A 22,500-nucleotide genomic window follows, 5' to 3' on the forward strand; every position below is an offset into this window, starting at 1 on the left:
GGCAGCTCAGAATGGCGGCGGCTTTTTGGCGGCGTCATTGGTGTGGGTCGCCGGTATGGGTGGGTGATCCGTGTGGCGACGTCCGGCGGGGCTGGTCCATTCGAGGACTCCTGCCCCGGTCTGTCGGAGCTTCCACCGGGAGTGATGCTTGAGCACGTGGTGGCGCCGGCAGAGTCCGGCAAGGTTGTCGGTTTCCGTGGCCCCGCCGAGGGCGGCGTCGTGAGTGTGGTCCAGATCCAGTTTGCGGGCCTTGATCCCGCAGCCCGGGAAGCGGCATCTGGTGTCCCGGGCTGTAAGAAGCCGTTTGAGGTCTTCGCCGGGCCGGTACCTGTCCACGGCCAGCACGGCTCCCGTGATCGGATCGGTGAGGACCCTGTTCCACGCGGCGGCTTGGCCGGCGAGGATCCTGGCGGTAGCGGGGTCGATGGGGTGGCGGCCGTCAAGCTCCGCCGGGACCTGGGCAGTGTTATCCGCGCCCGGCGTGCCTGCGGCTCGGTCAGCTTCTCCATCAATCAAGGTCAGCACAGGCACAGTGACATCCACTCGGGCGGTGATTGCTGCGAGAAGACCGTCCGGGGTGTCGTGCGCGGCCGGGGCGCCGCGGAGCAGCAGCTCTGAGAGGAGATCCGCGCGGAGTTGATCGGTAGTGCGCTGATCAGTAGTGCGCTGATCAAGACCACCGGAGGCCTGGTTTGCGCTGGCTTCGGCGTGCGCTTTGGCCATCTGGGTGAGGCGGTCGTGGATACCGTAGGCCACGGCTGCGGGCAGGACCGCGGCGAGTTCGGCCATGCCGTCGGGCAGGGGCGTGACCCAGACACGGCGGTCCTCGCAGGCGCGTTCGTGTCGCGTTTCCAATAGTTCGGGCTGGGCTTTTTCTGCTTCCCGGACGGCCAGGCGCCGCACACGGCTGGGAGCCTGCTGCTCGGCGCAGGGGACCACGATGGACTCGTACCGGGCCAAGGATTCGGGGTCTTCCAGCGCCGTACCGGCGTCTTGGATCACCCGGGCGTGCGCCAGGCTGATCCGACCGGCCGCGAGAGCACCGAACGTGGTCGGGAAACGGTCCAGCAGCTCCACGGCCTGGCCCATCTGCCGCTGGATGGTGCGGTCGTTCGCGCGGGTTGCCGTGGCGATCTCGGCCGCCACCGCCCGCTGCGCGAGCTCTGCCGCATCCCACCGCAGCGAGCCCGCGCCTGGTGAGGTGGCGTCGTCGTCGTTCATCGCCTCCGCGAGCCGGGACGCCAGGGCGAGCGTGTACTCCCGCATAGCCTGCATACTTGCGATGGATTGCTCGAGGGACTCGAGCGTGGAGACCAGACCGTCGAGCACCAGCAAAGGATCAACCGCGGCTGGCTGCGCCCTTCCGTTCAGACTGCTGGTGATCTCCATGAATCCATCACATCATCGACCACTGACATTCTTGGCTACAACCCCGCCAACACCGCCGCCGCTGCCTCGCGGTACTGCCGCCTCGCGGCGTCGTCCGAGAAGACGCTCTGCACCATGTACCCCTGGACCAGCCCGACGGCGGCCGGCGCCACCCGCGCTCCCTCCGCCAGGGCCTCCTTCTCCCCTAGCCCGCGGGACTGCCGGAACCAGGCCGCGAAGTAGGCAGCGAAATGCCCGCTGACCTCGGAGATCAGACCACGGGCGGTCTCCTTGAGCTCTGATGAATGGATCGCCTCGCCCCACACCTGCACGGCAATGTCGGGGAAGAAGCCATCGCGCGGCATCTGCGCCAGGAACTCCGGAATGGCAACACTCGGAGCCGGCACTTTGTCGAGCGCCAGGAAGCCGTCCAGTACCGCGATCTTCGCGTTCAGCACCCGCCGCCCGACGTCGACCGTGAGCTGTTCCTTGCTGCGGTAGTACACGTACACGGCGCCTGCGGACAGGCCGGCCTCCGCGATGATGTCCGCCATCGACGTCGATGCGAACCCCTTGCGCGCCACGCAGCTGAGCGCGGCGTCGAGGATCCGCTGCCGCTGCTTTTCGCGGTGCGCCTCACTGACCTTCGGCATGGCACTCCTTCGTCCCGTCCGCCGGGCATTAAAAACGAATAATCGTTCTTGACAGTCTACCTGCCTCGAGGAAAATAGAGAACGAACATTCTTTTTATTGAAGGAGCCCGTCATGGCTACCGCCGCCCCAGCGCACAAGGCACCCCGCACCGGCTGGCCGCAGGCGCTCCGCATCGCTGTCCTCGCCGCCGTCGCCGTGTGCATCATCCTGCTCGCCTTCTCCTGGCCGAGCGTAACGGCCAAGCCGCAACACCTGCCGGTCGCCGTCGTCGGTTCCGCCGAACAGGTCGAGCAGCTCACGGCCAGGGCACCGGAGGGCATGCTGGATGTCCGGACGGTCGGCAGCCGGGACGAGGCCGTCACCGCCATCAAGGACCGGGACGTGTACGGCGCCGTGGTGCTTCCCGCGAGCCAAGGAGCAGGCGCGCCCGAAATCCTGACGGCCAGCGCCGCAAGCCCGGCCGCCAGCGCGGCGTTGAGCCAGCTGGGGATCGGGCTGCAGCAGCAGATCGACAAGCAGGCCATCGCGGCATTGACCGACGCAGTCACGCAGATGCAGGCAAAGATCGCCGCCGCCCAACGGGCCGCCCAGGGCGGCGCCCAGCAAGGTACCGGAGCCAAACCGCCAGCGAACCAGGCGCCGCCTACCCAACAAGCAGCAGCGAGTGTCCCCACCGTGTTGGTGACCGACGTCGTGCCTCTCTCCGCCGATGACCCGCGCGGCACCGGGCTCGCCGTCGCCGGTCTTCCGCTCACCATGGGCGGCATGGTGGGCGGCATCCTGATCTCGCTGCTGATCTCCGGCGCGTGGCAGCGGCTGGGTGCGGTGGTCGCCTACGGCGTGACCGGCGGCCTGGGCCTGGTGGGCATCCTGCAGGGCTGGTTCCACATCCTCCAGGGCGACTTCTGGGCGAACAGCGCCGCCGTCGGGCTGGGCATCGCCGCGACGGCCGCGATCATCACGGGCCTGTCCTCGCTCATCGGCCGCGCCGGCATCGCGGTGGGCGCCGTAGTCACCATGTTCATCGGCAACCCTCTGGCCTCGCTCACCCAGCCGAGGGAATTCCTCCCGGCCCCATGGGGTGACGTAGGCCAGTGGTTCGTGCCCGGCGCCTCCGGCACGCTCCTGCGGGACCTGTCCTACTTCCCGGATGCCGCCGCGCTCTTCCCCTGGCTGGTCCTCGGTGGGTGGGCCGTGGCTGGAGTGCTGCTCATCGTCACCGGGCACTTCCGCGACCAGGCAGCGGTCGCGGAGGCATAGCGGCCCGGAGACAAAACAAACGGCGCGCCTCCCCTAAAGGGGAGGCGCGCCGTCGTGCGCTAAGCGACGAAGCTAGCGCTTCTTTCCGCGCTTCTCGCGCACGCGCATGCTGACCTCGATGGGCGTGCCCTCGAAGCCGAACGTCTCGCGCAGGCGGCGGGTGATGAAGCGGCGGTATCCGGGGTCCAGGAAGCCGGTGGTGAACAGCACGAACTTCGGCGGGCGGCTGGAGGCCTGGGTGCCGAAGAGGATGCGCGGCTGCTTGCCGCCGCGGACCGGGTGCGGGTGCGCGGCCACGAGCTCGCCGAGGAAGGCGTTCAGGCGGCCGGTGGGAATGCGGCGGTCCCAGCTCTCCAGCGCCTTGTCCAGCGCGGGCACCAGGCGGTCCTTGTGCCAGCCGGTCTTGGCGGAGATGTTGACGCGCGGCGCCCACTCCACGTGCGCCAGGTCCTGCTCGATTTCGCGCTCCAGGTAGCGGCGGCGTTCGTCGTCCAGCAGGTCCCACTTGTTGAACGCGAGGACCAGCGCGCGGCCGGACTCGATGGCCAGCTGCAGGATGCGGACGTCCTGCTCGCTGAGCACCTCGTCCACGGCGAGGAGCACGACGGCGACCTCCGCCTTTTCGAGCGCGGCCTGCGTGCGCAGGGAGGCGTAGAAGTCCGCGCCCTGTGCCATGTGCTGGCGGCGGCGGATGCCTGCCGTGTCCACGAAGCGCCAGGTGCGGTCGCCGAGTTCGATGAATTCGTCCACGGGGTCGCGGGTGGTGCCGGCGAGGTTGTCGACGACGACGCGTTCGGTGCCCGCGAGCTTGTTCAGCAGGGAGGACTTGCCCACGTTCGGGCGGCCGATCAGCGCGATGCGGCGGGGTCCGCCGGAGCGGTCGATGCTTTCCACCTGGGAGAACTCGGGAAGGGTGTCGATGACCTTGTCCAGGAGGTCGGCCACGCCGCGTCCGTGCAGTGCGGACACCGGGTACGGTTCGCCGAAGCCCAAGGCCCACAGCACGGCCGAGTCGGCTTCCTGGACGAAGTCGTCCACCTTGTTCGCCACCAGGATGACCGGCTTCTTGGACTTGCGCAGCATCTTCATGACGCCTTCGTCCGTGGCCGTGGCGCCCACGGCGGAGTCCACTACGAACAGCACGGCGTCAGCCAGCTCCACGGCCATTTCGGCCTGCTCGGCCACGCGGGCGTGGATGCCTTTGGCGTCGTGCTCCCAGCCGCCGGTGTCCACGAGGGTGAAGTTCTTGCCGTTCCAGCGCGCCGAGTACATGACGCGGTCGCGGGTAACGCCGGGGACGTCTTCGACGACGGCCTCGCGGCGGCCGAGGATGCGGTTCACGAGGGTGGACTTGCCGACGTTCGGGCGGCCGATGATGGCCAGGACCGGGTCCAGCTGGAGCGGGCCTTCCTCGCCTTCGTCACCGTAGAGGCCGTCAAGGAGGGCGGCGTCGTCCTCATCGAGCTCGTAGTCTTCCAGGCCGGCCCGGAGGGAGGCGGCGCGGAGGTCTGCTTCCTCGTCGTCCAGGGCGGCGAGGTTCTCAGCCACCTGGTCGGTGCCGGTGGGCGTGTATTCGTCGTCGCCGGCTCCGTGGAGTCCGGATTTATGAGTCGTATCGCTCATTGCACTTTCCTTAGTGGTGGTATGTGGGGCAATGCCTGTCCTGTGATTGCCACGCTCTCCCGGACATGTCCGGCCAGCGCGGCCTGGATTTCGGCGGCCGCCCTGTCCATTGAAACACGCCCGGACTCGCCGGCCCGGCGGCTCACGCACAGCGGAGCACCGAAGCTGACGGACAGGCGGCGGCGCAGCCGCGGGATCGAATCGAGGTGTTCCCCGCCGCGCCGGGTGCCGAGGATCGCGACCGGCACCACGGTGGCTCCGGTGGCCAGCGCGAGCCAGGCGACGCCGCTGGCGATGCTTTCGGCGGAGCCGCTCCCCCGGGTTCCTTCAGGCAGGATCCCGACGCAACGGCCGGCGTCGAGCAGTCCCTTGCCGGCCTGCAGGGCGGCGCGGTCGCCGGAGCGGTCCACCGGGATCTGCCCGGAGGCCCGCAGCACGCGGCCCAGGAAACCCGCGAACATCTCCTTCTTGACCAGGATGTGCATGGGCCGCGGGGCCGCGCCGAACATCACCGGCCCGTCCAGGAAGCTGAGGTGGTTTCCGGCGAAGATCACGGGACCTGCCTTGGGGACGTTGGAATGTCCGCGCACGCTGGTCTTGTACAACACGTGGTCCAGCAGGAATCCGACCGGCCGGCTCCACAGCATGGTCCAGCGAGCCGGGACGCCCGCCGGGACGCGCTGCCCGGTAAGCTCAGTCACCGTAAATGACCTTGGCCACGATCTCCAGCGCCGTGTCTACCGTCTGCTCGAAGTCCAGGTCCGAGGAGTCCAGGGTGACCACGCCGTCGGCGGCGCGGGTGAAGTTCACCACGGCGGAGTCCTTCGCGTCCCGGTGGATCACCTGGGCGGCGAGCTCTTCCTTGCTCTGCGTGCCGCCGAGCTGGATGCCGCGGCGGCGGAGCCTGGCTTCCTCGCTGGCGGTCAGCAGCATGCGGATTTCGGCGTTGGGCGCGACGACGGTGGTGATGTCCCGGCCTTCGACCACCATGCGGTGGTGGTGCTGGTCGATCAGCTCGCGCTGGCGGCGGATCAGTTCGTTGCGGGCGCCGAGAGTGGTGGCGACGGCGCTGACCGAGGAGGAGATCCGCGGTTCGCGGATGTCCTCTGTGATGTCGACGCCGGCCACCACCACGTACTCGTGGTTGGGGCTGGTGCTCTGCTCGAGCGGCAGGTCCTCCGCGGCCTGCTCGACGGCGGCACCGTCGTTCAGGTCCACGCCGGTCTTCAGGCAGTACCAGGTAAGCGCCCGGTACATCGCGCCGGTGTCCAGGTAGGCGAGCTTGAGGCGGCGCGCCACTTCCTTGCTCACGCTGGACTTGCCGGAGCCGGAGGGGCCGTCGATGGCGACCACCAGCGGCTTGCCGGGGCGGACAACGGTTTCGGGGCCAAAGAGTTCACGTGTCATTACTGCAGTACCCGCCATCCACGGTCGCTGAGGGCTTCAATAAGGAGGTCATGCTTGTTCGGCAACACCGATAGTTCCACCATGCCGACGTTCTGCCCGGACGAGTGGTCCAGCCGGAGGTCTTCGACGTTGACGCCGATCTCGCCGATTTCGGTCAGCAGCTGCGCGATCTGTCCGGGCTTGTCATCCACCAGGACGGTCAGCCAAGAATAGGCCTGAGGCGGTCCGCCGTGCTTGCCCGGAACGCGGGCCTGCCCGGCATTGCCTTCACTCATCAGCTGGGCCAGGTCCAGGCGGGCGCCCGGGGCCAGCGGATCCTCGAGGGTGCCGATCAGCCTGTTCAGGTCCTCGCGGACGCCGTAGAGGATCTCCACGATCTTGCCGGCGTTGCTGCCCAGGATCTGCACCCAAAGGGTGGGGTCGCTGGCGGCGATGCGGGTGGTGTCGCGCAGCCCGTTGCCCGCCAGGGACAAGGCGTGCAGCGGGGTTCCCTGCAGGCGGCTGGCCAGCAGCGAGGACATCACCTGGGGCAGGTGCGAAACCAGGGCCACGGCTTCGTCGTGCTCCTCGGCGCTGAACTGGGTGACGATCGCGCCCAGGTCACCCGCCAGGGAACGCGCCGTCTGCAAGGCGTCGCCGCTGCTTTCGGCGGACGGGCACAGGACCCACGGCATCGAGGTGAACAGCTCGCCGCGGGCGGCCACCGGGCCGGACTTTTCGCGGCCGGCCATCGGGTGCGTGCCCACGTAGCGGGACAGGTCCACGCCGCGGCTGCGCAGCTCGGCCTGGATGCCTGCCTTCACGCTGGCGATGTCCACCACCACGGCGCCGGGGTACTCGCCCAAGGCGCGTTCGACGACGTCGGCCGTCACGTCAGGCGGCGCGGCCACCACCACGAGCTGGGGGCCGCCGTCGTGCGCTGCCAGTTCACCCAGGGGCCGGCCGGCCCCGATGTCTACCGCAACAGCCTGGTTGGTGGGCGACGGGTCGGAAAGGAACACCGGCACGCCGCGGCCGCGAAGGCCCAGGCCGATGCTGGCGCCGAGCAGCCCGGTGCCGAAGATGACCACCGGCCCGTCCAGGTGCCCGCGGCCGTGCGTATGGAATGCCGACATGCCTTAGAGCCCCACCGAGGACAGGAGGTGGCCGATTTCCTGCCTGCCGAGGTTGCGGATGCTGCCCTGGCGCTGGTCGCCCAGGCCGATGGGACCGATCTTGACGCGCACCAGGCGCTGCACGGGGAAGCCGACGGCGTCGAACATGCGGCGCACGATGCGGTTCTTGCCCGAATGCAGCACGACCTCGATCAGCACGTAGCCGGGGGTGGAGTCCACCAGGCGGAAGGAGTCGACGGCGGCGATGCCGTCCTCGAGCTCCACGCCGGCCTTCAGCTTGGCGCCGACGCCATGCGGGAACGGTGCGCGCACCTGCACCAGGTAGGTCTTGGGCACCTCGTAGGAGGGGTGGGTCAGGCGGTTGGCGAGTTCGCCGTCGTTGGTCAGCAGAAGCAGGCCCTCGGTGGCGACGTCGAGGCGTCCCACGTGGAACAGGCGTTCGCCGCGGGTCTTGCTGCTCTTGAGGAAGTCGCTGATGCAGGGGCGGCCTTCGGGGTCTTCCATGGTGGACACGACGCCCTTGGGCTTGTTGAAGACCATGTAGAGCAGGTTCTCGTCCAGCTGGATGCGGATCCCGTCAACGTGGATCACGGCGGTCTTGGGGTCCACGCGCATGCCGAGCTCGGTGGTGACCTGGCCGTTGACCTCGACGCGGCCTTCGAGGATCAGTTCCTCGCACACGCGGCGAGATGCCACGCCGGCCTGGGCCATGACCTTCTGCAGGCGCACGCCGTCGGCGTCGTGCTGCTCGGACTGCGGGACGTTGCTCCGGGCGCCGCGCGGCTTGCGTACGGGGCCGAGGTTCTGGCCGAAGCGTTCGCCGCCGAAGGCGCGTGCGCCGGACTGCTTGGCGGGCTTCGGCTTGGGCTTCAGCGCACCGGGGGTGCCAGGGGCCTTGCCGTAACCGGGCTTGTTGGAGCCGGGCTTGCGGGGTGCCTTGCCGGCGGGGTTCTTGCCTGCGGGCGCACCGGCGGCGTTGGCGGCCTTGCGCTTGCCGAAATCGGCCGCCGTGGTGGGATTGTCCGGGTCGAACGGGCGGTCCTCGCGGGGACGGGACGGCCTGGACGGGCCGCCCTGGAAGCTGCGCTTGCCGGCTCCCGCCTGGCTTCCGCCGAAGCCTGCTCCGCCGCGGCCTGCGTTGCCGCGGCTGCTGCCGAAACCGCTGTTGCGTCCCGAACTGTTACGTGGTGAACCCTGGCGTCCCGCCTGTGTCATGACCCGTCCTTTTGTTATGGGCCGGCTTTTCTGGTGCCGGCCGGGCAGATTGGCTCTGCCCACTGTGTTTAATTCTGCCTTGCGTGTGTTTGGTCCCGCCAGCGCACTTACATGCGCTCGGCGTCGAAGAATTCCTCGATGCCTTCGAGACCCGGGAGGTGCGGCGAGATGGGCGGCAGCTCCTCAAGGGAGGCAATGCCCATCCGTTCCAGGAAATAGGAGGTACTCCGGTAGAGGAGCGCCCCCGATTCGGGATCGGTGCCGGCTTCCTCGACCAGGCCGCGCTGGACCAAGGTCCGCACCACCGAGTCGACGTTTACGCCGCGGATGGCCGACACCCTGGCGCGGGAGACCGGCTGCCGGTACGCGATGACCGCCATGGTTTCCAGTGCCGCCTGGGTCAGCCGCGCCGTCTGCCCGTCAAGGACGAACTTCCCCACGACATCGGAAAATTCGGGCCGTGAGTAGATCCGCCACCCGCCGGCGACGTTCCGCAACTCAAAACCCCGGGGTGCTCTGCTGGCGCCTGCGTCAGCAGGTGAACCGCCAGCATCCGTGCCCGGGGCCTTAACAGTATAGCCGTTGTAGTCCTGCTGCAGTTCCGCCAGCAGTTCGTCGACGACGGCGGTGCCAAGTCCCAGCCCCGCGGCCAGTTCCTCGGTGGTGGCGGGCTGGTCGATCACCATGAGCACCGCTTCCAGGGCTGCGCGCGCCCCGCCGGGGCGTTCGCCGAGGGCGGCGAGCCCGGCGACGGCGTCCTCGTAGTCACTCATTGTTCTTCCTCCGGTTCTGGTTCCGGCGCGGTGCCTGTTTCGTACTCTTCGCTGAGGTTCTCGCTGCTCCAACCCTCGGGCCGGCCGGTCCAGCGGACGGTCAGTTCGGACAGCGGGGCAGGCTGCTCGAAGGCGACCACGCGGTCCCGGAACATCTCCAGCAGGACCAGGAAGCGGACCACCACCACGAGGGTGGATTCGGCGTCGGCCACAAGGGCACGGAAGGACAGCGGGCGCCCGTGCTGCAGGCGGAAACCGAGGATCTCGGCCTGTTCCTTGATGCTGACAGGTGCCCCGTGGAGGTGGTCGACGCCGACTTCCGGCGGCGTGGTGTCCTTGGGTTCCAGTGCCTTGGCGGCGATGCCGGCGAACTGCTCGGGGCTGTGCCGCCAGATGAGTTCGGGCAGCAGGGCCGCGAAGTGCGGCTCGAGGGCCACCTGCCGCGGGAAGCGCCGGGCTTCATTCTCCAGGGTCTCCCCCAGGTGGGCGGCAAGTTGCTTGAAGGCCTTGTACTGCAGCAGGCGGGCGAAGAGCAGGTCCCGGGCCTCGAGCAGTGCGACGTCCTCTTCGTCTTCGACTTCGCCGGCGGGCAGCAGGCGCGCGGCCTTCAGGTCCAGCAGCGTCGCGGCGATCACCAGGAACTCGCTGGCCTCGTCCAGGGCCCAGCCTTCGCCGATCTCCTGCAGCCGGCGGATGTACTTGATGAACTCGTCCGTGACGGTGGCCAGGGCCAGTTCGGTGACGTCCAGCTTGTGCTTGGCGATCAGGCCGAGCAACAGGTCGAAAGGACCGGTGAAATTGGCCAGCCGGACCTCAAAGCCGCCCTTGCGGGCGGTGGCTGTTTCGGCGTCGGGCACGTTCTCCGCCAGCGTGAGCGGCTCTGCCATGGTGTCTTAGGGCGCGCCGCCGCGCAGGATCAGTTCCCTGGCCAGGCTGCGGTAGGCGTCGGCGCCGGTGTGGTTGCCCGCGTAGCTGGTGATCGGCTCCGCGGCGACGGTGGCGTCGGCGAACTTGATGGAGCGCTTGATGACCGTTTCGAAGACCTTGTCCCCGAAGGCTTCCACGAGGCGGGCGATGACTTCGCGGCTGTGCAGGGTGCGGGCGTCGAACATCGTGGCCAGCACGCCGTCCACCTGCAGGCGCGGGTTGAGGCGGTCCTGGACCTTTTCGATGGTTTCCACCAGCAGCGCCACGGCTCGCAGGGCGAAGAACTCGCAGATCAGCGGGATGATGACGCCGTGTGCCGCGGTGAGCGCGTTGACGGTCAGCAGGCCGAGCGACGGCTGGCAGTCGATGAGGACCACGTCGTAGTCGTCTTCGATGCTCTTCAGCGCGCGGTCCAGGACCTGCTCGCGGGCCACCTCGTTGACGAGCTGGACTTCAGCGGCGGAGAGATCGATGTTGGCGGGCAGCAGATCAACGCCGTCGACGCCGGTCTGCTGGATGGCCTCGCGGATGTCAACCTTGCGGTCCATCAGGACGTTGTAGACGGTGAGGTCGAGCTCGTGCGGGTTCGCGCCGAGGCCGGCGGACAGGGCACCCTGGGGGTCGAAGTCGACCAGCAGCACGCGGCGGCCGTATTCGGCGAGCGCGGCGGCGAGGTTGATGGTGGACGTGGTCTTGCCGACGCCGCCCTTCTGGTTGACCATCGCGATGACCCGGGCAGGGCCATGGGAGTCCAGCGGCGCGGGTTCGGGGAACTCGCGGTACGGACGGCCGGTGGGTCCCATGACGGCATCGTCCAGATCGAAATCCGTGCCTTCCAGCGTAGTTGTGCCCCGTTCGCTGCTCACGTCTTTATCCACTCTCTCCACGACGGTCAATGACTGCTCCCAAGCAAGGTTACAGTCCCCGACACGGCATTCCATGAACCTTGACATTGCGCGCAATTTGAGCCTTTACCTTCTGGTTGAGGTCGAAGGTTGGGATCTGCACCCGGGAAATCACCCTCGGCGGGAAGACCTCACGCTTCGGCTTCCCGGGCCCACACAGCTTTCCCGATGGCCTCACCGGCCGGGGTTGCGTCCAACCAAAAGAGTTCTCCAGGCATGACAAACGGGTCCTCACGCAGGGCCCACTCCTGAGCCACGCGCAGAACGGCCTCCTCCGGCCTGCAGTTCCAAGGCACGTGGGTGCCGCGGACATCCCCGATGACAACCAGGCCATCAGCGACCAAACGCGCCAACAGCCCGACGGCCATGTCCCGAAGCGCGTGCGGATCTTTGACGCCGCAAGCATCCCGCACGACAGTCAGCAGCAGAGCCGGAACAACCCAGTCCTCAGCCGCATGCGCCAAAACATCCTCCACCAGGGATCGCTCCGGCCATTCCTCAGTCATCAAGGTGAACCCTCTGCCACGTACCTCTGGCCTCTGAATACCCATGGCAGGGCTTCCTGGAACCGTCACGCATTTCCTACGCCCAAGAGCGAATTGCCTCTTCACCGGCCGGCGTTGCACTAAACCGGATTGATATGGACTCAGGTCCAGGCTCGTTCCAGTTCGCAGGTTCGGCCAGGACTTCGGGAACTTGCCCGTTATCAATGACCGAAAGTTCTCCGTAGGGTTCCTGGCAACGATACAAACGCACAAAACCGCGTTCAAGGAGCTCATTCACTACGGACTTGGCTCTCTTCGCGGTTTGAGTCGAGTCGAAGTCCGGGTGGTCAGCCTGGAGCTGCCAAGCTGCTTCCCACAGGCCCGAGTAATCCTCGATCGCCAACCAAAGAATCGCCTTCGCATCGTTCACAGTCAGTCTCCTAGGACGGGATTTCCCCGCAAGGGGATACGCTCAATGGTGCCATCTCGGCTGATCTTGAGATACGGACCAGAATGCAACGGGTCAGCTGTCCCGGCCATCCGTTTTCAATCGCAATAGACTCGCCGGGACGTTTAGGATTCAAGAACCTCACGCCGTCCCCCTTCTTCAACGCCCTCTCGACCCATCCTTCAGGAATGAGGTCGCGAATCTCTCCTGCAGTAGCTCCGCGTAGCGAAGCAACATCGTCCAAACTTTTAACAAGACCGGAACTGGCCGACGCGGCGTCGTCAGCCAGCGCTCCGGCTTTCGCGCCGAGGCTGCCGCCCTTCACAACCGCGCCGCCACCAACGAGCAGCGAACCAACATCAAAGCCGACTGAACCCGCCGAGAACGCGAAGTCGTTCTCCCACTTGCCAATGCGCAACGCGGACTTGCCGGCCTCAGCGACGGTCATGATGGCGCTCAGGTCATCGACCGAAACATTGCGCAACCCCCGCTGGACCGCCAACGACGTCCTGACCCCGGCAAACCCCAATGCACCCAGTCCTTGCCAGGCCTGCCGCTGCTCGTCCACATCACTCGTGCCAAGCAACGTGTACGAACCCTGGACCGAACCAAGAACTGCCGACACGCGCCCTGTCCAACCGCCCAGCCGCCCGGCAACCGCATCGACGGCGTCGGCGGCCCCCAAGACTGATCAGGATGTTCCTCGTCACCGCCAAAGAAATGCCGGACATGGCTGAGCACGTTCGAGAACGGGTCCTTGGACGCCCCGATCTCCAACTCACGGACCACCGGGGCAGAAACCTTCCCGCCACCAATAAGCCCACGGAGCTCATTCGCGCAGTCCGCATCCGAATTGAAGATCTCCTGGGCGAGCGCACTGACCTGGTTGTAGGTATCACGGTGCTGGTTCAGGATCGAGTGTTTGGATTGCCAGTCGTCATTGCCCAGGATCAACGCGTCGAGGGCTGCCACCGACCCCCGAAGCTCAGCCAGCCTGTCCCGCAAGCCGCGGGAACGCCCGGCGTAACGGTTCAGCGCAGCGGCCACGGAAGCAAGCAAAGCGGCCGCCCCGTCCGCCCGCGCAACCACCGGCCCGAACCCGGAGAGGACAACGTCCGCTTCGGGTGCCTGATACGAGCCTGCCAGTCCGGCCCATCGCCTGGCCGCATCACCTGCACCGCTTGAAAGCCGGGTCCCCATCGAGGACAAGGTCCGTGCCTGGCGCTCCAACGCCTCGACGTCGGGAAGCGGCGGAAGACCGTCAAGGTTGATCCCGGACGCACCGCCTGCGGCTTCGCACGTCCCGATCACCGGCGCAATCGCCCCACCACCGGTCTCACTCATCCGGGTTCACCGGTTCCCGGTGGCCACGCGACGGCACCACCCACGCCGCACTCCGCATCGCCGTCGCAGCCATCGCAAGATCACCCGCTTCGTAGTGCGAAAGAGCTTCGGACGCGCCGCGCAACGCCGCATTACTGCCCGAAAACATCCCCCGCACGTCCGGTTCCACGCCCTGCGTCATGACCTCGGCAAATGACTCCTGCACCACGGCAGCAGGCACCGACTGGAAGATCCCCTGCACCGCTTGGTCCAAGGCTGTCAGCTCATCGTCGAGGCCCGCCATCGACGCCCTCGCCGCGGCAATCACAGCCCTGCTCGATGGAACGTCGATACTCCACGCGCTATTCACGATGACGCTGCTCCCCCGGACGGTCGTCAACCCAGCGCGTGCGCCAGGCCGTGCCGCCGCGGCTTGCGGCCGGCACAACAACCACCCTGCCGGAGCTGCCGGAACGTTGCCAGCCGATACTCCGAAGCTGTGGATAACTTCGGTGAGCGAACCGTCGATACGGCTTTACTCGCGGTCCCGCCACTTGACGTCGAACTTCCATCGGAAATTTCAAGGCGGCATCAAACAAATGGATGCGGAAGCCTCTTCTGCGCTTCGAATCCGCGGTGACGCACGCGCCGGAGCTGGGGACATCTGTGCCGGCCGCTCCCCGGCCGTCACTTCTGTGGATAACTCAGACACGGTGTGACAACTTCTGTAAAATCGGGCGGGAACGGGCCTCAGCGCCACAGCCACACCGACTCGGGGGATGTCCACGTGACTCTCAAACTGCACCGTCCTGCGCCCATTGCGGCTGTTTCCATCGCCTTGCTGCTTGCGCTGACCGGGTGCCAGGGGCCTTCGACTCCCTCGTCGTCGCCAAGCCCGACGGCCTCTAAAGCATCCCCGACCCCGGACGCCTCGAAGCCGACCCCGGCGTCATCCGCTGGCCCCGCACGGAACATCCCCGTGCCGGAGTTGCCGGAGGCGGCGACGAAGGAGACCAAGGAAGGCCTCCGGGTATTCGCTGACTACTGGCTGAGCCTGATGAATTATGGTTTCACCACCGGCGACTACGGCCCCGTCAACAAGCTCACCGCTTCAGGGTGCGAAACGTGCGCAAACATTCAAAAGGGCGTCCCGGAAACTTACAAGTCGGGCGGCTGGTTTGTCGGCGGAGAACTCGCCATCAAATCCTATTCCGACTCCTTTCGCCCGGACATCAACGATACCTATGGTCCCCTGATGCGAATCTCGCAAAGCTCCAGGGCGAAGTATGACAAAACCGGAAAGGTGTTGGAATCCCACACTGCGGATGCAGGAGAAAAGAACATCTACGTCCTGTACTCACGCTTCCAGAACGGTGCTTGGCGAGTAGCAGACTTCGGCCTTCCTGGGGGTTCCTGATGAAACTCCCGGGCGTCATTTCCGGTGTATTCGGAATCGCCTTGCTCCTGCTCGCCTTGGCTACGCCAGCACATGCCGCTGACGAAGGTGGGCTGGTTGGGGGTGCCGCCACAGCCGATGCCACCAAGGACGTCCCGCAAAACAAGGCGACCGATGTAGTAAATCAAATCAATGTCGGGGATCCGGAGTTCATATTCAGAAGCCAACGAATCTGCACGTCCGGTGACACTAACCCGCTTGGTATCCACTGTGGTTGGCTCAATAGTCGGTGCACCGAGAAGCCTGGCGGATACGTCGTCAGCTGGGAGTATAGGCGCAGGGACTCACCAACCTGGCAGCTTTTCCAAGACAATGCATGTGTCTACCCAGGTGATCCCACTGACCGCCCTGCAGGTCCAGCCCGCCCGGCGTTCAGCATCACTGAATTCCGCTCCCTGCCCCTGAAACCCGCGAAGATTGTCACCCAGCCCGGACGCCACACGCTCAAGGGCGCCTATACGAACGTCTATGCTGAAGTCGACGATCAGGGATTCTCTCCCCGCCTCGCAGGCAAGGTCATCAGCGTCCGCGCCCACCCGTCGTCGTTCGCTTGGAACTACGGCGACGGCACCGCAAAAACGCTCACCATCCAGGGCGGGCCGCTCCGCCCGGACCAGGCCGAACTCGACTCCGAAACCCGCACCAGCCACGTCTACGCCGGGACCGGCGACTACAACATCTCGGTCACCACCACCTATACAGGCGAATACTCGGTCGACGGCGGGCCCTGGATCCCGATAATCGGAACCGCCCAGGTCAACAGCCCTCCCGTTCCCATGAGTGTGTGGCGCACCGAAACCCACCTTGCCGCCGAAAACTGCCTTGAGAACCCACAGGGATGGGCCTGCGCCGGGACCGAAGAGACGGACACCAACGGCAAATAAGGACAGGCTTCCGGTGGTCGAATCCCCTGGTTCGTCCCGCTCCGCCCCCGGAGATGTTGTCAACCCCCTCAAATTTGGGCGGGTCGCCAACATCTCGGGGGCGGAATATGGCTCATCCCCAATACCACGCCACCGCAAAAGGCAAAGCTGTGGATAACTTCACGGACACACCAGTGGTCCGTGCCGCCGTCGGGGATTTCAGTCCACAAGCAAAAGGCAGGCTCCCCACCCGGGGAGCCTGCCTTATGCGCCGTTGGCCTGCGGAAACGTCAGGCAGGCACTGCTTCCTTCGCCGCCGCTTCCCTCACCTCAGGCTCAGCGTGGTGGCTGATCATCGTGGTCTCGTCGAAGGGAACAGCGCCGGAGAGGACGCTGCTGACCTGCTGCCGGTCGATCTCCTTGACCCAGGTACCGATCAGCACGGTGGCCACGGCGTTGCCGGTGAAGTTGGTCAGGGCACGGGCCTCGGACATGAAGCGGTCGATGCCGACGATCATGCCGACGCCGCCGAGCAGTTCCGGCTTGTGGGCCTGCAGGCCGGCGGCCAGGGTGGCCAGGCCGGCGCCGGTGACACCGGCAGCACCCTTGGAGGCGATGATCATGAAGACCAGCAGGGAAATCTGGGCGCCGAGGTCCAGCGGGGTGCCCATCGCGTTGGCCACGAACAGGGAGGCCATGGTCAGGTAGATCGCGGTGCCATCGAGGTTGAAGGAGTAGCCGGTGGGAACGGTGACGCCGACGACCGGCTTGGAGACACCCAGGTGCTCCATCTTCGCAATGAGGCGCGGGAGGGCGGCCTCCGAGGAGGAGGTGGAGAAGATGAGCAGGTATTCGCGGGCCAGGTACTTCATGAGCTGGAAGATGCTGACGCCGGCAACGATGCGTAGGAGCCCGCCGAGGATGACCACGATGAAGAGTGCGCAGGTGATGTAGAACGCCGCCATGAGGGTGAACATGCTCAGGATCGCCTGGACACCGGTGGCGCCGACGACTGCGGCGATCGCACCGAAGGCGCCCACCGGGGCCAGCCACATGATCATGATGAGGATGCGGAACACGAGGGCCTGGCCATGCTGGACGGCCTTGAGGATCGGGGCGCCCTGGGCACCCATCTTCTGCAGGGCGAAACCGACGAGGATCGCGGCGAGCAGCGTGGGCAGCACGGGGATGTCGCCCGGAATGATGCCCAGCAGGAACGCGACGGTGCTGTCCACCTCGGCTTTCTTGGTGGGGTCATAGGCCGTGAGCTTGAGGCCCTCCCCCGGGTGGATCAGGTTGCCGACCACCAGGCCGATGCCGAGCGCGAAGGTGGACATGAGCACGAAGTAGCCCAGCGCGAGACCGCCGACCTTTCCGACGGTGGCCGCCTTGGCGATCGAGCCGATGCCGAGGACGATGGTGCAGAAGATGACCGGGGCGATCATCATCTTGATGAGCTTGATGAAGCCCTCGCCCAGGGGCTTCAGCGACTTGCCCACCTCGGGGAACAGCAGGCCGACAACGGCGCCGAGCACGACGGCCGCGATGACGGCGATGTACAGGTAGTGGGACTTGTCCAGGCCCTTGCGCCCGGTCTTCCCGCTGGCAATCTCTCCTCGTTGAGAGGTCATGGCATGCTCCTTTGGATACTCTGGAGGCGCTGCGGCATCTGTACTGCATTCCTGCGCCGGTGGTGTGACATCCATCATGGAGCCGGGGGTGACGCGGATCACCGTTGTGGTCATATTGGTCATTGGAGGTGCGCATGATCCGGCGCTGGAGCATTGCCCGCCGCTTGTTCGTGGCCAACGTGCTGTTCGTCCTGGTGCTCAGCGTTGTGCTGGGAACGGCGGCCATCATCGACGCCCGGCAGCGGACGTACGACGACGCCGGGCGCCGCATGCAGACCGTCGCGGCCGCCGTCGCCGCAAATCCCCTGGTGCTTTCCGCGGCTGGGTCGCCGGAGCCCCCGACTACCTTGCAGCCGTACGCGGCGAAGGTCATGGCGGATGCCGGCGTCGACTTCATCACGATCATGGCGCCGGACCGCACGCGCTGGACGCACGCCAATCCGGCGGAGATCGGCAGGCCGTACATCGGCACCATAGAACCGGCGCTGCGCGGCGAAACCTTCACGGAAGTCACCGCCGGAACCCTTGGCCCGTCCGTGCGGACGATCGTCCCGGTCAGGGACAGCGCCGGCACGGTCCGCGCGCTGGTGGCCGCCGGCGTGACGGTGCGCAACGTGGACATCGCGGCGTCGGGCCGCTTCGGGGCGATCATCGCGCTCTGCCTCGCGCTGCTCGCCGCGGGCTCGCTGGCGTCTTGGTTCCTGGGCCGCTACCTGCGTTCGGTCACCCGGGGCTGGGGGCCGGAGCAGCTCGCGCAGTTGTTCGCCTACTACGAGTCCGTGCTGCATTCGGTCCGCGAAGGCGTGGTGCTCATCGACACCCGGGGCACTGTGGTCATGTACAACGACCAGGCGGCGGAGCTGCTGGGACTGGAACCGTCCGACGTCGGCCCGTCAGCTGGTGCCGCGCCGCGCCTTGCGGAGCTGCCCCTGGACGCCAGCCTGCGCGCACTGTTCGAATCCGGCCGCACCGCCCATGACGAAATCCACCTCAGCGACTCCCGGATCCTGGTGGTCAACCAGGCCCCCGCCGTCGGGCCTGGCCGTCCTGGCGGCCGCAACCCTGTCTTCGGCACGGTGGCCACCCTGCGGGACCGCACCGAAATCGAATCGCTCGGCAGCGAACTGGAAACCATGCGGACTCTCTCCGGGGCGCTGCGGGCACAGACCCACGAGCACGCCAACCGGCTGCACACCATCGTGTCCCTCATGGAGTTGGGCCGCACGGACGACGCCCTCGATTTCGCCACCAAGGACCTCGAGCTGAGCCAGCGGCTGACCGACGACATCGTGGCCTCGGTGGACGAGCCGGTGCTCAGCGCGCTCATCATGGGCAAGTCCGCGGAAGCCCACGAACGCGGGGCAGAGCTCACCGTGCACGTTTCCGGCGCCGACGGCCTGCACGGCCTGGCGGTGCAGGACCTGGTAACCATCCTGGGGAACCTGCTGGACAACGCGCTCGACGCCGCCGCTGCCGCTCCCCCGCCGCGGAAGGTTTCGCTCACGATCGCCACGACTCCGGACGCCGTCACCTTCACGGTGGCCGATTCCGGCCCCGGGATCGACCCGGCCATCGCCGGGGACATCCTCGAGTACGGCTTCAGCACGAAAGCATCCGGCGTGCACGACGGCGGTCCCGGCGGTGGCGCTCCCGCGCCGGGCGGCCGCGGCGTCGGGCTCGCGCTGGTGCGGCAGGCCGTGAAGCGCCTGGACGGTACGCTGTCCATCGGCGCTGCCGACGCTCCGGACGACTCCGGCGGAGCGGCCCTGGGCGGTGCCGCATTGAAGGGCGCACTGTTCCGCGTGGTGCTGCCGGCACCGGACCCGGCCGCCCCGGACCCCACAAAGGAAACCGAATGAACGACATCCGTGTGCTCGTCGTCGAGGACGAGCCCATCGCTGCCGATGCCCATGCCGTCTACGTGGGCAGGCTGGAGGGTTTCACCGTCGCGGGCACCGCACCGGACGGCCAGTCGGCGCTGCGCCTGCTCAACGATTTTGCCGCCGCCGGGCATCCGGTGGACCTGGTGTTGCTGGACATGAACCTGCCGGACCTGCACGGACTGGACGTGGCGCGCAGGATGCACGGCGCCGGGCTGCTGGCGGACATCATCGCCATCACCGCGGTACGCGAGGTCAACATCGTGCGCAGCGCCGTGTCCATCGGCGTGGTCCAGTACCTCATCAAGCCCTTCACCTTCGCCACCTTCGCGGACAAGCTGCGCAGCTACCGGGCGTTCCGGGAGCAGCTGGCCGCCACCGCCCCGGGGACCCGGAGTGCCGCGTCCCAGAGCGACGTCGACCAGGCCTTCGCCAGCCTCCGCGCGCCCACCGAGGTGCCGTTGCCCAAGGGGCTGTCCACCGGCACGCTCGAATCCGTGAAGGAGTACCTGGCCGGGCTCGGCCGGGCCGTCTCGGCGAACGAGGCCACCGAGGCCCTGGGCATGTCCCGGGTCACGGCCCGCCGCTACCTCGAATACCTGGCCGACGCCGGAGTGGTGGTCCGCAGCCCCCGTTACGGAACGCCGGGACGGCCGGAGAACGAATACCGCTGGGCCCGCGGCTGAGCTCCAGTACGCGCAGCAGGCGTGAAGGGCTCCTCCCCGGTCCGCTCCAGACGTAAGCTGATTCCGAGCTTGGGAGGGCACATGTCGCAGCCGGGAAGCACGGAGCTGGCAGAGCTCGCCCGGTCCCGGTGGTGGCTGGGCGAACTCCAGCAATCCATGGCCCTGTCCGAACAGCTCTTCGCCCGGCTCGAACGCGAGCGGAAACCGCACGAAGCCGCCCGGACGGCCCTGACCCTGGCCCTCCAATGGGGCACCCGCGGCGACCTCGCGGTGTCCGCTGCCTGGCTGGGCAGGGCACGGCGGCTCCTGGACACACTGCCCGAATCCGTGGAGCACGGCTACCTGCTGTGCGTCGAAGGCAATGACGCGATGAACCTCGACGGCGATCCCGGCCCGGCGCTCGCCGGCTCCGTCCGCCTGCGGGAACTCGCCGGACGGCTGGAGGCCCCCGAGCTGGCAAGCTTCGCCGGGGTGTTGTCGGGACTCGGGTCCATCCGGACGGGCGACGCCGCCACCGGGTTCCGGGAACTGGACGAGGCGATGCTCCCCGTCCTGGCCGGCCAGGTGCCGGCGGAATGGGGCGGCGATATCTACTGCTCAGTGATCCACCTCTGCCACGAGACCGCGGATTACGCGCGCATGCGGGCCTGGACCGACGCCTTGGCCCGCTGGTGCGCCGAACTCTCCCGGACCTTCATGTTCTCCGCGATTGTCCGCGTCCACCAGCTCCAGTTCCTCAGTGCCGAAGGGGCGTGGGACGCCGTGGAACAGGACATGGCCGCGCTCGGCGAACGGTTGCGGTACGCCCACGCGTGGATCGCCGGCGACGCCTACTACGAACTCGGCGAAGTCCGGCGCAGGCAGGGTGACCGCGAGGGCGCCGGCCGGGCGTTCGGCTTCGCCCGCGCGCTGGGCGGGGACGCCGAACCCGGTTCGGCGCTGCTTCTTGCGGACACCGGACGGAGCGACGAGGCGCTTGCCGCGCTGCGGGCGGCGATGGCCGAACGCGGCCCCTTGGGCCGGGTCCGGCTGCTGCTGCCCGCCGTCGAACTCCTGGCTGAGCGGTCACCCGCCGCGGCGGCGGTGTATTGCGACGAACTGGAGGCCGCGGCCGCCTTCTACGGCACGGCCGGTTTCAAGGCCTGGGCACGCCACGCGCGCGGCATCGTCCTGGCGGCCGAGGGGCATCCGGCGACGGCGGCGGAGGAGTTCGAGGCCGCGGCCGCGCTGTACCGGTCCCAGCGGCTGCGCTACGAGCTCGCCGCGGTCCACCAGCGGCTGGCGGCCGTCCGGGCGGCCTTGGGAGACCTCGGGACCGCCGACGCCGAGCGGGCCACCGCGGCGGCCATCCGCGCCCGGCTCGGGACCGGAACGGCGAGCGCCGGAAGCGGCAGCCAGGCTCCGGGTCCCGGCGGGCTGACGCCGCGCGAACTGGAGGTGATCGGCTGCGTGCTGGCCGGGGCGAGCAACCGCCGGATCGCCGAGGCCCTCTCGATCAGCGAAAAGACCGTCGGACGCCATTTGGCCAACATCTTCGCCAAGATCGACGTCGAATCCCGCACCGCGGCAGCCGCCTGGGCACGCAGGCACGGCGTACCCGAAGTCCACGCCGGCTGACTGCACGCTTCGCACCAGAGGCGGCCGGCAGGCCCGCCAAAGATGCCTGAAATTCCCGATGCCGCCGCCACCTCCCCCGCCATACCGTGAATCCACGGACACCTGGACCGGGCGGTCCAGCCGGGAGGCAAAGGACGGGATTCGAAATGGACACCACGGACATCCTGCAGGGCGGCGCACCGGCTGCTGCCGCCGTCGCGCGGGCAACCGACAGGCTGCTGGACATCCTGAATGACGGCGCCATCGCGCTGCTGACCGGGGTGGGATACCAGACGGGACTCTTCGACACGCTCGCCCGGCTTCCCGCCGCCACCAGCACCCTCATCGCCGACGCCGCCGGACTCAACGAACGCTATGTCCGCGAATGGCTCGGCGGGATGGTGACGGCCGGTTTCGTCCAGTACAAGCCCGACGGCGGCACGTACCTCCTGCGCGAAGAGTACCGGCAGGTCCTCAGCGGCCAGGGCCCGGAAAACCTCGCCCCGACCGTCCAGTACATCCCGCTGCTGGGCCAGGTGGCCCCGAAGATCGAACGCGCCTTCCGCGAAGGCGGCGGCACTGGCTACGACGACTACCCCGGGTTCCACCACATCACGGCCGCCAACAGTGCCGTGGTGAACGACGCCGCGCTCCTGGACGCCATCATTCCGCTGAGCGGCCAGGACGGGCCGCTGCGCACCGGGATTTCCGTGGCCGACATCGGCTGCGGGGAAGGCCACGCCTTGAACCTCCTCGCCGCGGCTAACCCGGCCAGCACGTTCACCGGCTACGACTTTTCCGCCGACGCCCTGGCGGCGGCCACGGCCGAGGCGGACGGACTCGGCCTCTCCAACGTCCGCTTCGAGCTGCTGGATGTGGCCACCC

The 22,500-nt window shown here is 67.5% G+C and carries 23 protein-coding genes and 2 pseudogenes; 9 read left to right on the top strand and 16 right to left on the bottom strand.

Features of this window, described 5'->3' with window-relative positions; translation table 11 throughout:
- Window positions 1-6: 6 nt before the first annotated feature.
- On the bottom strand, window positions 7-1,389 hold the full coding sequence (locus tag D3654_RS05460) for an HNH endonuclease signature motif containing protein (RefSeq protein ID WP_120520508.1): 1,383 nt from the start codon (window positions 1,387-1,389) through the stop codon (window positions 7-9).
- A gap of 35 nt (window positions 1,390-1,424) precedes the next feature.
- The gene (locus D3654_RS05465; RefSeq protein WP_162943630.1) at window positions 1,425-2,021 is read right to left on the bottom strand and encodes a TetR/AcrR family transcriptional regulator; all 597 of its coding nucleotides are present in this window, start codon (window positions 2,019-2,021) and stop codon (window positions 1,425-1,427) included.
- Window positions 2,022-2,133: 112 nt separating this feature from the next.
- Between D3654_RS05465 and D3654_RS05470 the strand changes: the two genes are divergently transcribed.
- Window positions 2,134-3,282, top strand: coding sequence for a YhgE/Pip domain-containing protein (locus D3654_RS05470; protein WP_120520510.1), 1,149 nt, complete (start codon window positions 2,134-2,136; stop codon window positions 3,280-3,282).
- A gap of 72 nt (window positions 3,283-3,354) precedes the next feature.
- On the opposite strand, the gene der is transcribed toward D3654_RS05470, so the two are convergent.
- The 11 genes from der to D3654_RS05520 all read right to left on the bottom strand — a co-directional run bounded on the left by der (window position 3,355) and on the right by D3654_RS05520 (window position 12,865).
- A complete protein-coding gene (gene der, locus D3654_RS05475; RefSeq protein ID WP_120520511.1) occupies window positions 3,355-4,905 on the bottom strand; it encodes a ribosome biogenesis GTPase Der in 1,551 nt (516 codons plus the stop codon).
- Window positions 4,902-5,552, bottom strand: coding sequence for a lysophospholipid acyltransferase family protein (locus D3654_RS05480; protein ID WP_120520512.1), 651 nt, complete (start codon window positions 5,550-5,552; stop codon window positions 4,902-4,904). The genes der and D3654_RS05480 overlap by 4 nt, the downstream gene beginning before the upstream one ends.
- Window positions 5,553-5,598: 46 nt before the next feature.
- A complete protein-coding gene (gene cmk / locus D3654_RS05485; protein WP_120520513.1) occupies window positions 5,599-6,312 on the bottom strand; it encodes a (d)CMP kinase in 714 nt (237 codons plus the stop codon).
- The gene (locus D3654_RS05490; protein WP_120520514.1) at window positions 6,312-7,427 is read right to left on the bottom strand and encodes a prephenate dehydrogenase; all 1,116 of its coding nucleotides are present in this window, start codon (window positions 7,425-7,427) and stop codon (window positions 6,312-6,314) included. The genes cmk and D3654_RS05490 overlap by 1 nt, the downstream gene beginning before the upstream one ends.
- Before the next feature lie 3 nt (window positions 7,428-7,430).
- Window positions 7,431-8,642 (bottom strand): pseudouridine synthase, encoded by a 1,212-nt coding sequence (locus D3654_RS05495; RefSeq protein ID WP_120520515.1) that lies wholly within the window; start codon window positions 8,640-8,642, stop codon window positions 7,431-7,433.
- Window positions 8,643-8,749: 107 nt separating this feature from the next.
- On the bottom strand, window positions 8,750-9,415 hold the full coding sequence (scpB, locus tag D3654_RS05500; protein ID WP_120520516.1) for an SMC-Scp complex subunit ScpB: 666 nt from the start codon (window positions 9,413-9,415) through the stop codon (window positions 8,750-8,752).
- Window positions 9,412-10,302 (bottom strand): segregation and condensation protein A, encoded by an 891-nt coding sequence (locus D3654_RS05505; protein WP_120520517.1) that lies wholly within the window; start codon window positions 10,300-10,302, stop codon window positions 9,412-9,414. Before D3654_RS05505 ends, scpB begins: the two co-directional genes overlap by 4 nt.
- Before the next feature lie 6 nt (window positions 10,303-10,308).
- Window positions 10,309-11,208: a ParA family protein gene (locus tag D3654_RS05510; protein WP_120520518.1), complete on the bottom strand. Its 900-nt coding sequence runs from the start codon at window positions 11,206-11,208 to the stop codon at window positions 10,309-10,311.
- Window positions 11,209-11,378: 170 nt separating this feature from the next.
- On the bottom strand, window positions 11,379-11,756 hold the full coding sequence (locus D3654_RS05515; protein ID WP_162943631.1) for a hypothetical protein: 378 nt from the start codon (window positions 11,754-11,756) through the stop codon (window positions 11,379-11,381).
- Window positions 11,757-11,829: 73 nt separating this feature from the next.
- Window positions 11,830-12,162, bottom strand: a complete 333-nt coding sequence (locus D3654_RS20385) for a hypothetical protein (protein ID WP_162943632.1) — start codon at window positions 12,160-12,162, stop codon at window positions 11,830-11,832.
- Between the two features lie 10 nt (window positions 12,163-12,172).
- A complete protein-coding gene (locus D3654_RS05520; protein WP_120520520.1) occupies window positions 12,173-12,865 on the bottom strand; it encodes a hypothetical protein in 693 nt (230 codons plus the stop codon).
- A gap of 11 nt (window positions 12,866-12,876) precedes the next feature.
- Here D3654_RS05520 and D3654_RS20390 point away from each other — a divergent pair, with 11 nt between their 5' ends.
- On the top strand, window positions 12,877-13,365 hold the full coding sequence (locus D3654_RS20390) for a hypothetical protein (RefSeq protein WP_162943633.1): 489 nt from the start codon (window positions 12,877-12,879) through the stop codon (window positions 13,363-13,365).
- Window positions 13,366-13,516: 151 nt separating this feature from the next.
- Here D3654_RS20390 and D3654_RS05525 read toward each other — a convergent pair whose 3' ends face one another.
- On the bottom strand, window positions 13,517-13,873 hold the full coding sequence (locus tag D3654_RS05525) for a DUF6507 family protein (protein ID WP_162943634.1): 357 nt from the start codon (window positions 13,871-13,873) through the stop codon (window positions 13,517-13,519).
- A 417-nt stretch (window positions 13,874-14,290) separates the two neighbouring features.
- Between D3654_RS05525 and D3654_RS05535 the strand changes: the two genes are divergently transcribed.
- The gene (locus D3654_RS05535) at window positions 14,291-14,920 is read left to right on the top strand and encodes a DUF6318 family protein (protein ID WP_162943635.1); all 630 of its coding nucleotides are present in this window, start codon (window positions 14,291-14,293) and stop codon (window positions 14,918-14,920) included.
- The gene (locus tag D3654_RS05540; RefSeq protein WP_120520524.1) at window positions 14,920-15,843 is read left to right on the top strand and encodes a hypothetical protein; all 924 of its coding nucleotides are present in this window, start codon (window positions 14,920-14,922) and stop codon (window positions 15,841-15,843) included. Before D3654_RS05535 ends, D3654_RS05540 begins: the two co-directional genes overlap by 1 nt.
- Window positions 15,844-16,112: 269 nt before the next feature.
- Here the strand turns inward: D3654_RS05540 and D3654_RS05545 are convergent, their stop codons facing one another.
- Window positions 16,113-17,453, bottom strand: a complete 1,341-nt coding sequence (locus D3654_RS05545; protein ID WP_120520525.1) for a cation:dicarboxylate symporter family transporter — start codon at window positions 17,451-17,453, stop codon at window positions 16,113-16,115.
- A gap of 134 nt (window positions 17,454-17,587) precedes the next feature.
- Here D3654_RS05545 and D3654_RS05550 point away from each other — a divergent pair, with 134 nt between their 5' ends.
- The 4 genes and pseudogenes from D3654_RS05550 to D3654_RS20975 form a co-directional block, all read left to right on the top strand.
- Complete coding sequence (locus D3654_RS05550) at window positions 17,588-19,312, top strand: sensor histidine kinase (RefSeq protein ID WP_120520526.1); 1,725 nt, start codon at window positions 17,588-17,590, stop codon at window positions 19,310-19,312.
- The gene (locus D3654_RS05555) at window positions 19,309-20,019 is read left to right on the top strand and encodes a response regulator (RefSeq protein ID WP_120520527.1); all 711 of its coding nucleotides are present in this window, start codon (window positions 19,309-19,311) and stop codon (window positions 20,017-20,019) included. The genes D3654_RS05550 and D3654_RS05555 overlap by 4 nt, the downstream gene beginning before the upstream one ends.
- 81 nt (window positions 20,020-20,100) lie before the next feature.
- Window positions 20,101-21,636: a helix-turn-helix domain-containing protein gene (locus D3654_RS05560; RefSeq protein ID WP_120520528.1), complete on the top strand. Its 1,536-nt coding sequence runs from the start codon at window positions 20,101-20,103 to the stop codon at window positions 21,634-21,636.
- Between the two features lie 146 nt (window positions 21,637-21,782).
- A pseudogene (locus D3654_RS20975) lies at window positions 21,783-22,031 on the top strand (transcriptional regulator); the annotation flags it as partial.
- 176 nt (window positions 22,032-22,207) lie between these two features.
- Here the strand turns inward: D3654_RS20975 and D3654_RS20915 are convergent.
- Window positions 22,208-22,336 carry a hypothetical protein gene (locus tag D3654_RS20915; RefSeq protein WP_280960090.1) on the bottom strand — a complete coding sequence of 43 codons (129 nt, stop codon included), beginning with the start codon at window positions 22,334-22,336 and terminating at the stop codon, window positions 22,208-22,210.
- Between D3654_RS20915 and D3654_RS20735 the strand changes: the two are divergent.
- Window positions 22,326-22,466 (top strand): annotated as a pseudogene (locus tag D3654_RS20735) (methyltransferase); the annotation flags it as partial. The gene D3654_RS20915 and the pseudogene D3654_RS20735 sit on opposite strands and share 11 nt — an antisense overlap.
- Between the last annotated feature and the right edge of the window lie 34 nt (window positions 22,467-22,500).

This window comes from Arthrobacter celericrescens (genome assembly GCF_003614925.1).
Taxonomy (GTDB): Bacteria; Actinomycetota; Actinomycetes; order Actinomycetales; family Micrococcaceae; genus Arthrobacter; species Arthrobacter celericrescens.

What these genes read in the sequence shown, in the direction of transcription:
- D3654_RS05460 (WP_120520508.1), bottom strand. Translation starts at nt 1,389, where the DNA reads ATGGAGATCACCAGCAGTCTGAACGGAAGGGCGCAGCCAGCCGCGGTT.
- D3654_RS05465 (WP_162943630.1), bottom strand. Translation starts at nt 2,021, where the DNA reads ATGCCGAAGGTCAGTGAGGCGCACCGCGAAAAGCAGCGGCAGCGGATC.
- D3654_RS05470 (WP_120520510.1), top strand. Translation starts at nt 2,134, where the DNA reads ATGGCTACCGCCGCCCCAGCGCACAAGGCACCCCGCACCGGCTGGCCG.
- der (WP_120520511.1), bottom strand. Translation starts at nt 4,905, where the DNA reads ATGAGCGATACGACTCATAAATCCGGACTCCACGGAGCCGGCGACGAC.
- D3654_RS05480 (WP_120520512.1), bottom strand. Translation starts at nt 5,552, where the DNA reads ATGCTGTGGAGCCGGCCGGTCGGATTCCTGCTGGACCACGTGTTGTAC.
- cmk (WP_120520513.1), bottom strand. Translation starts at nt 6,312, where the DNA reads ATGACACGTGAACTCTTTGGCCCCGAAACCGTTGTCCGCCCCGGCAAG.
- D3654_RS05490 (WP_120520514.1), bottom strand. Translation starts at nt 7,427, where the DNA reads ATGTCGGCATTCCATACGCACGGCCGCGGGCACCTGGACGGGCCGGTG.
- D3654_RS05495 (WP_120520515.1), bottom strand. Translation starts at nt 8,642, where the DNA reads ATGACACAGGCGGGACGCCAGGGTTCACCACGTAACAGTTCGGGACGC.
- scpB (WP_120520516.1), bottom strand. Translation starts at nt 9,415, where the DNA reads ATGAGTGACTACGAGGACGCCGTCGCCGGGCTCGCCGCCCTCGGCGAA.
- D3654_RS05505 (WP_120520517.1), bottom strand. Translation starts at nt 10,302, where the DNA reads ATGGCAGAGCCGCTCACGCTGGCGGAGAACGTGCCCGACGCCGAAACA.
- D3654_RS20390 (WP_162943633.1), top strand. Translation starts at nt 12,877, where the DNA reads ATGTTCCTCGTCACCGCCAAAGAAATGCCGGACATGGCTGAGCACGTT.
- D3654_RS05540 (WP_120520524.1), top strand. Translation starts at nt 14,920, where the DNA reads ATGAAACTCCCGGGCGTCATTTCCGGTGTATTCGGAATCGCCTTGCTC.
- D3654_RS05545 (WP_120520525.1), bottom strand. Translation starts at nt 17,453, where the DNA reads ATGACCTCTCAACGAGGAGAGATTGCCAGCGGGAAGACCGGGCGCAAG.
- D3654_RS05550 (WP_120520526.1), top strand. Translation starts at nt 17,588, where the DNA reads ATGATCCGGCGCTGGAGCATTGCCCGCCGCTTGTTCGTGGCCAACGTG.
- D3654_RS05555 (WP_120520527.1), top strand. Translation starts at nt 19,309, where the DNA reads ATGAACGACATCCGTGTGCTCGTCGTCGAGGACGAGCCCATCGCTGCC.
- D3654_RS05560 (WP_120520528.1), top strand. Translation starts at nt 20,101, where the DNA reads ATGTCGCAGCCGGGAAGCACGGAGCTGGCAGAGCTCGCCCGGTCCCGG.
- D3654_RS20915 (WP_280960090.1), bottom strand. Translation starts at nt 22,336, where the DNA reads ATGTCGGCCACGGAAATCCCGGTGCGCAGCGGCCCGTCCTGGCCGCTC.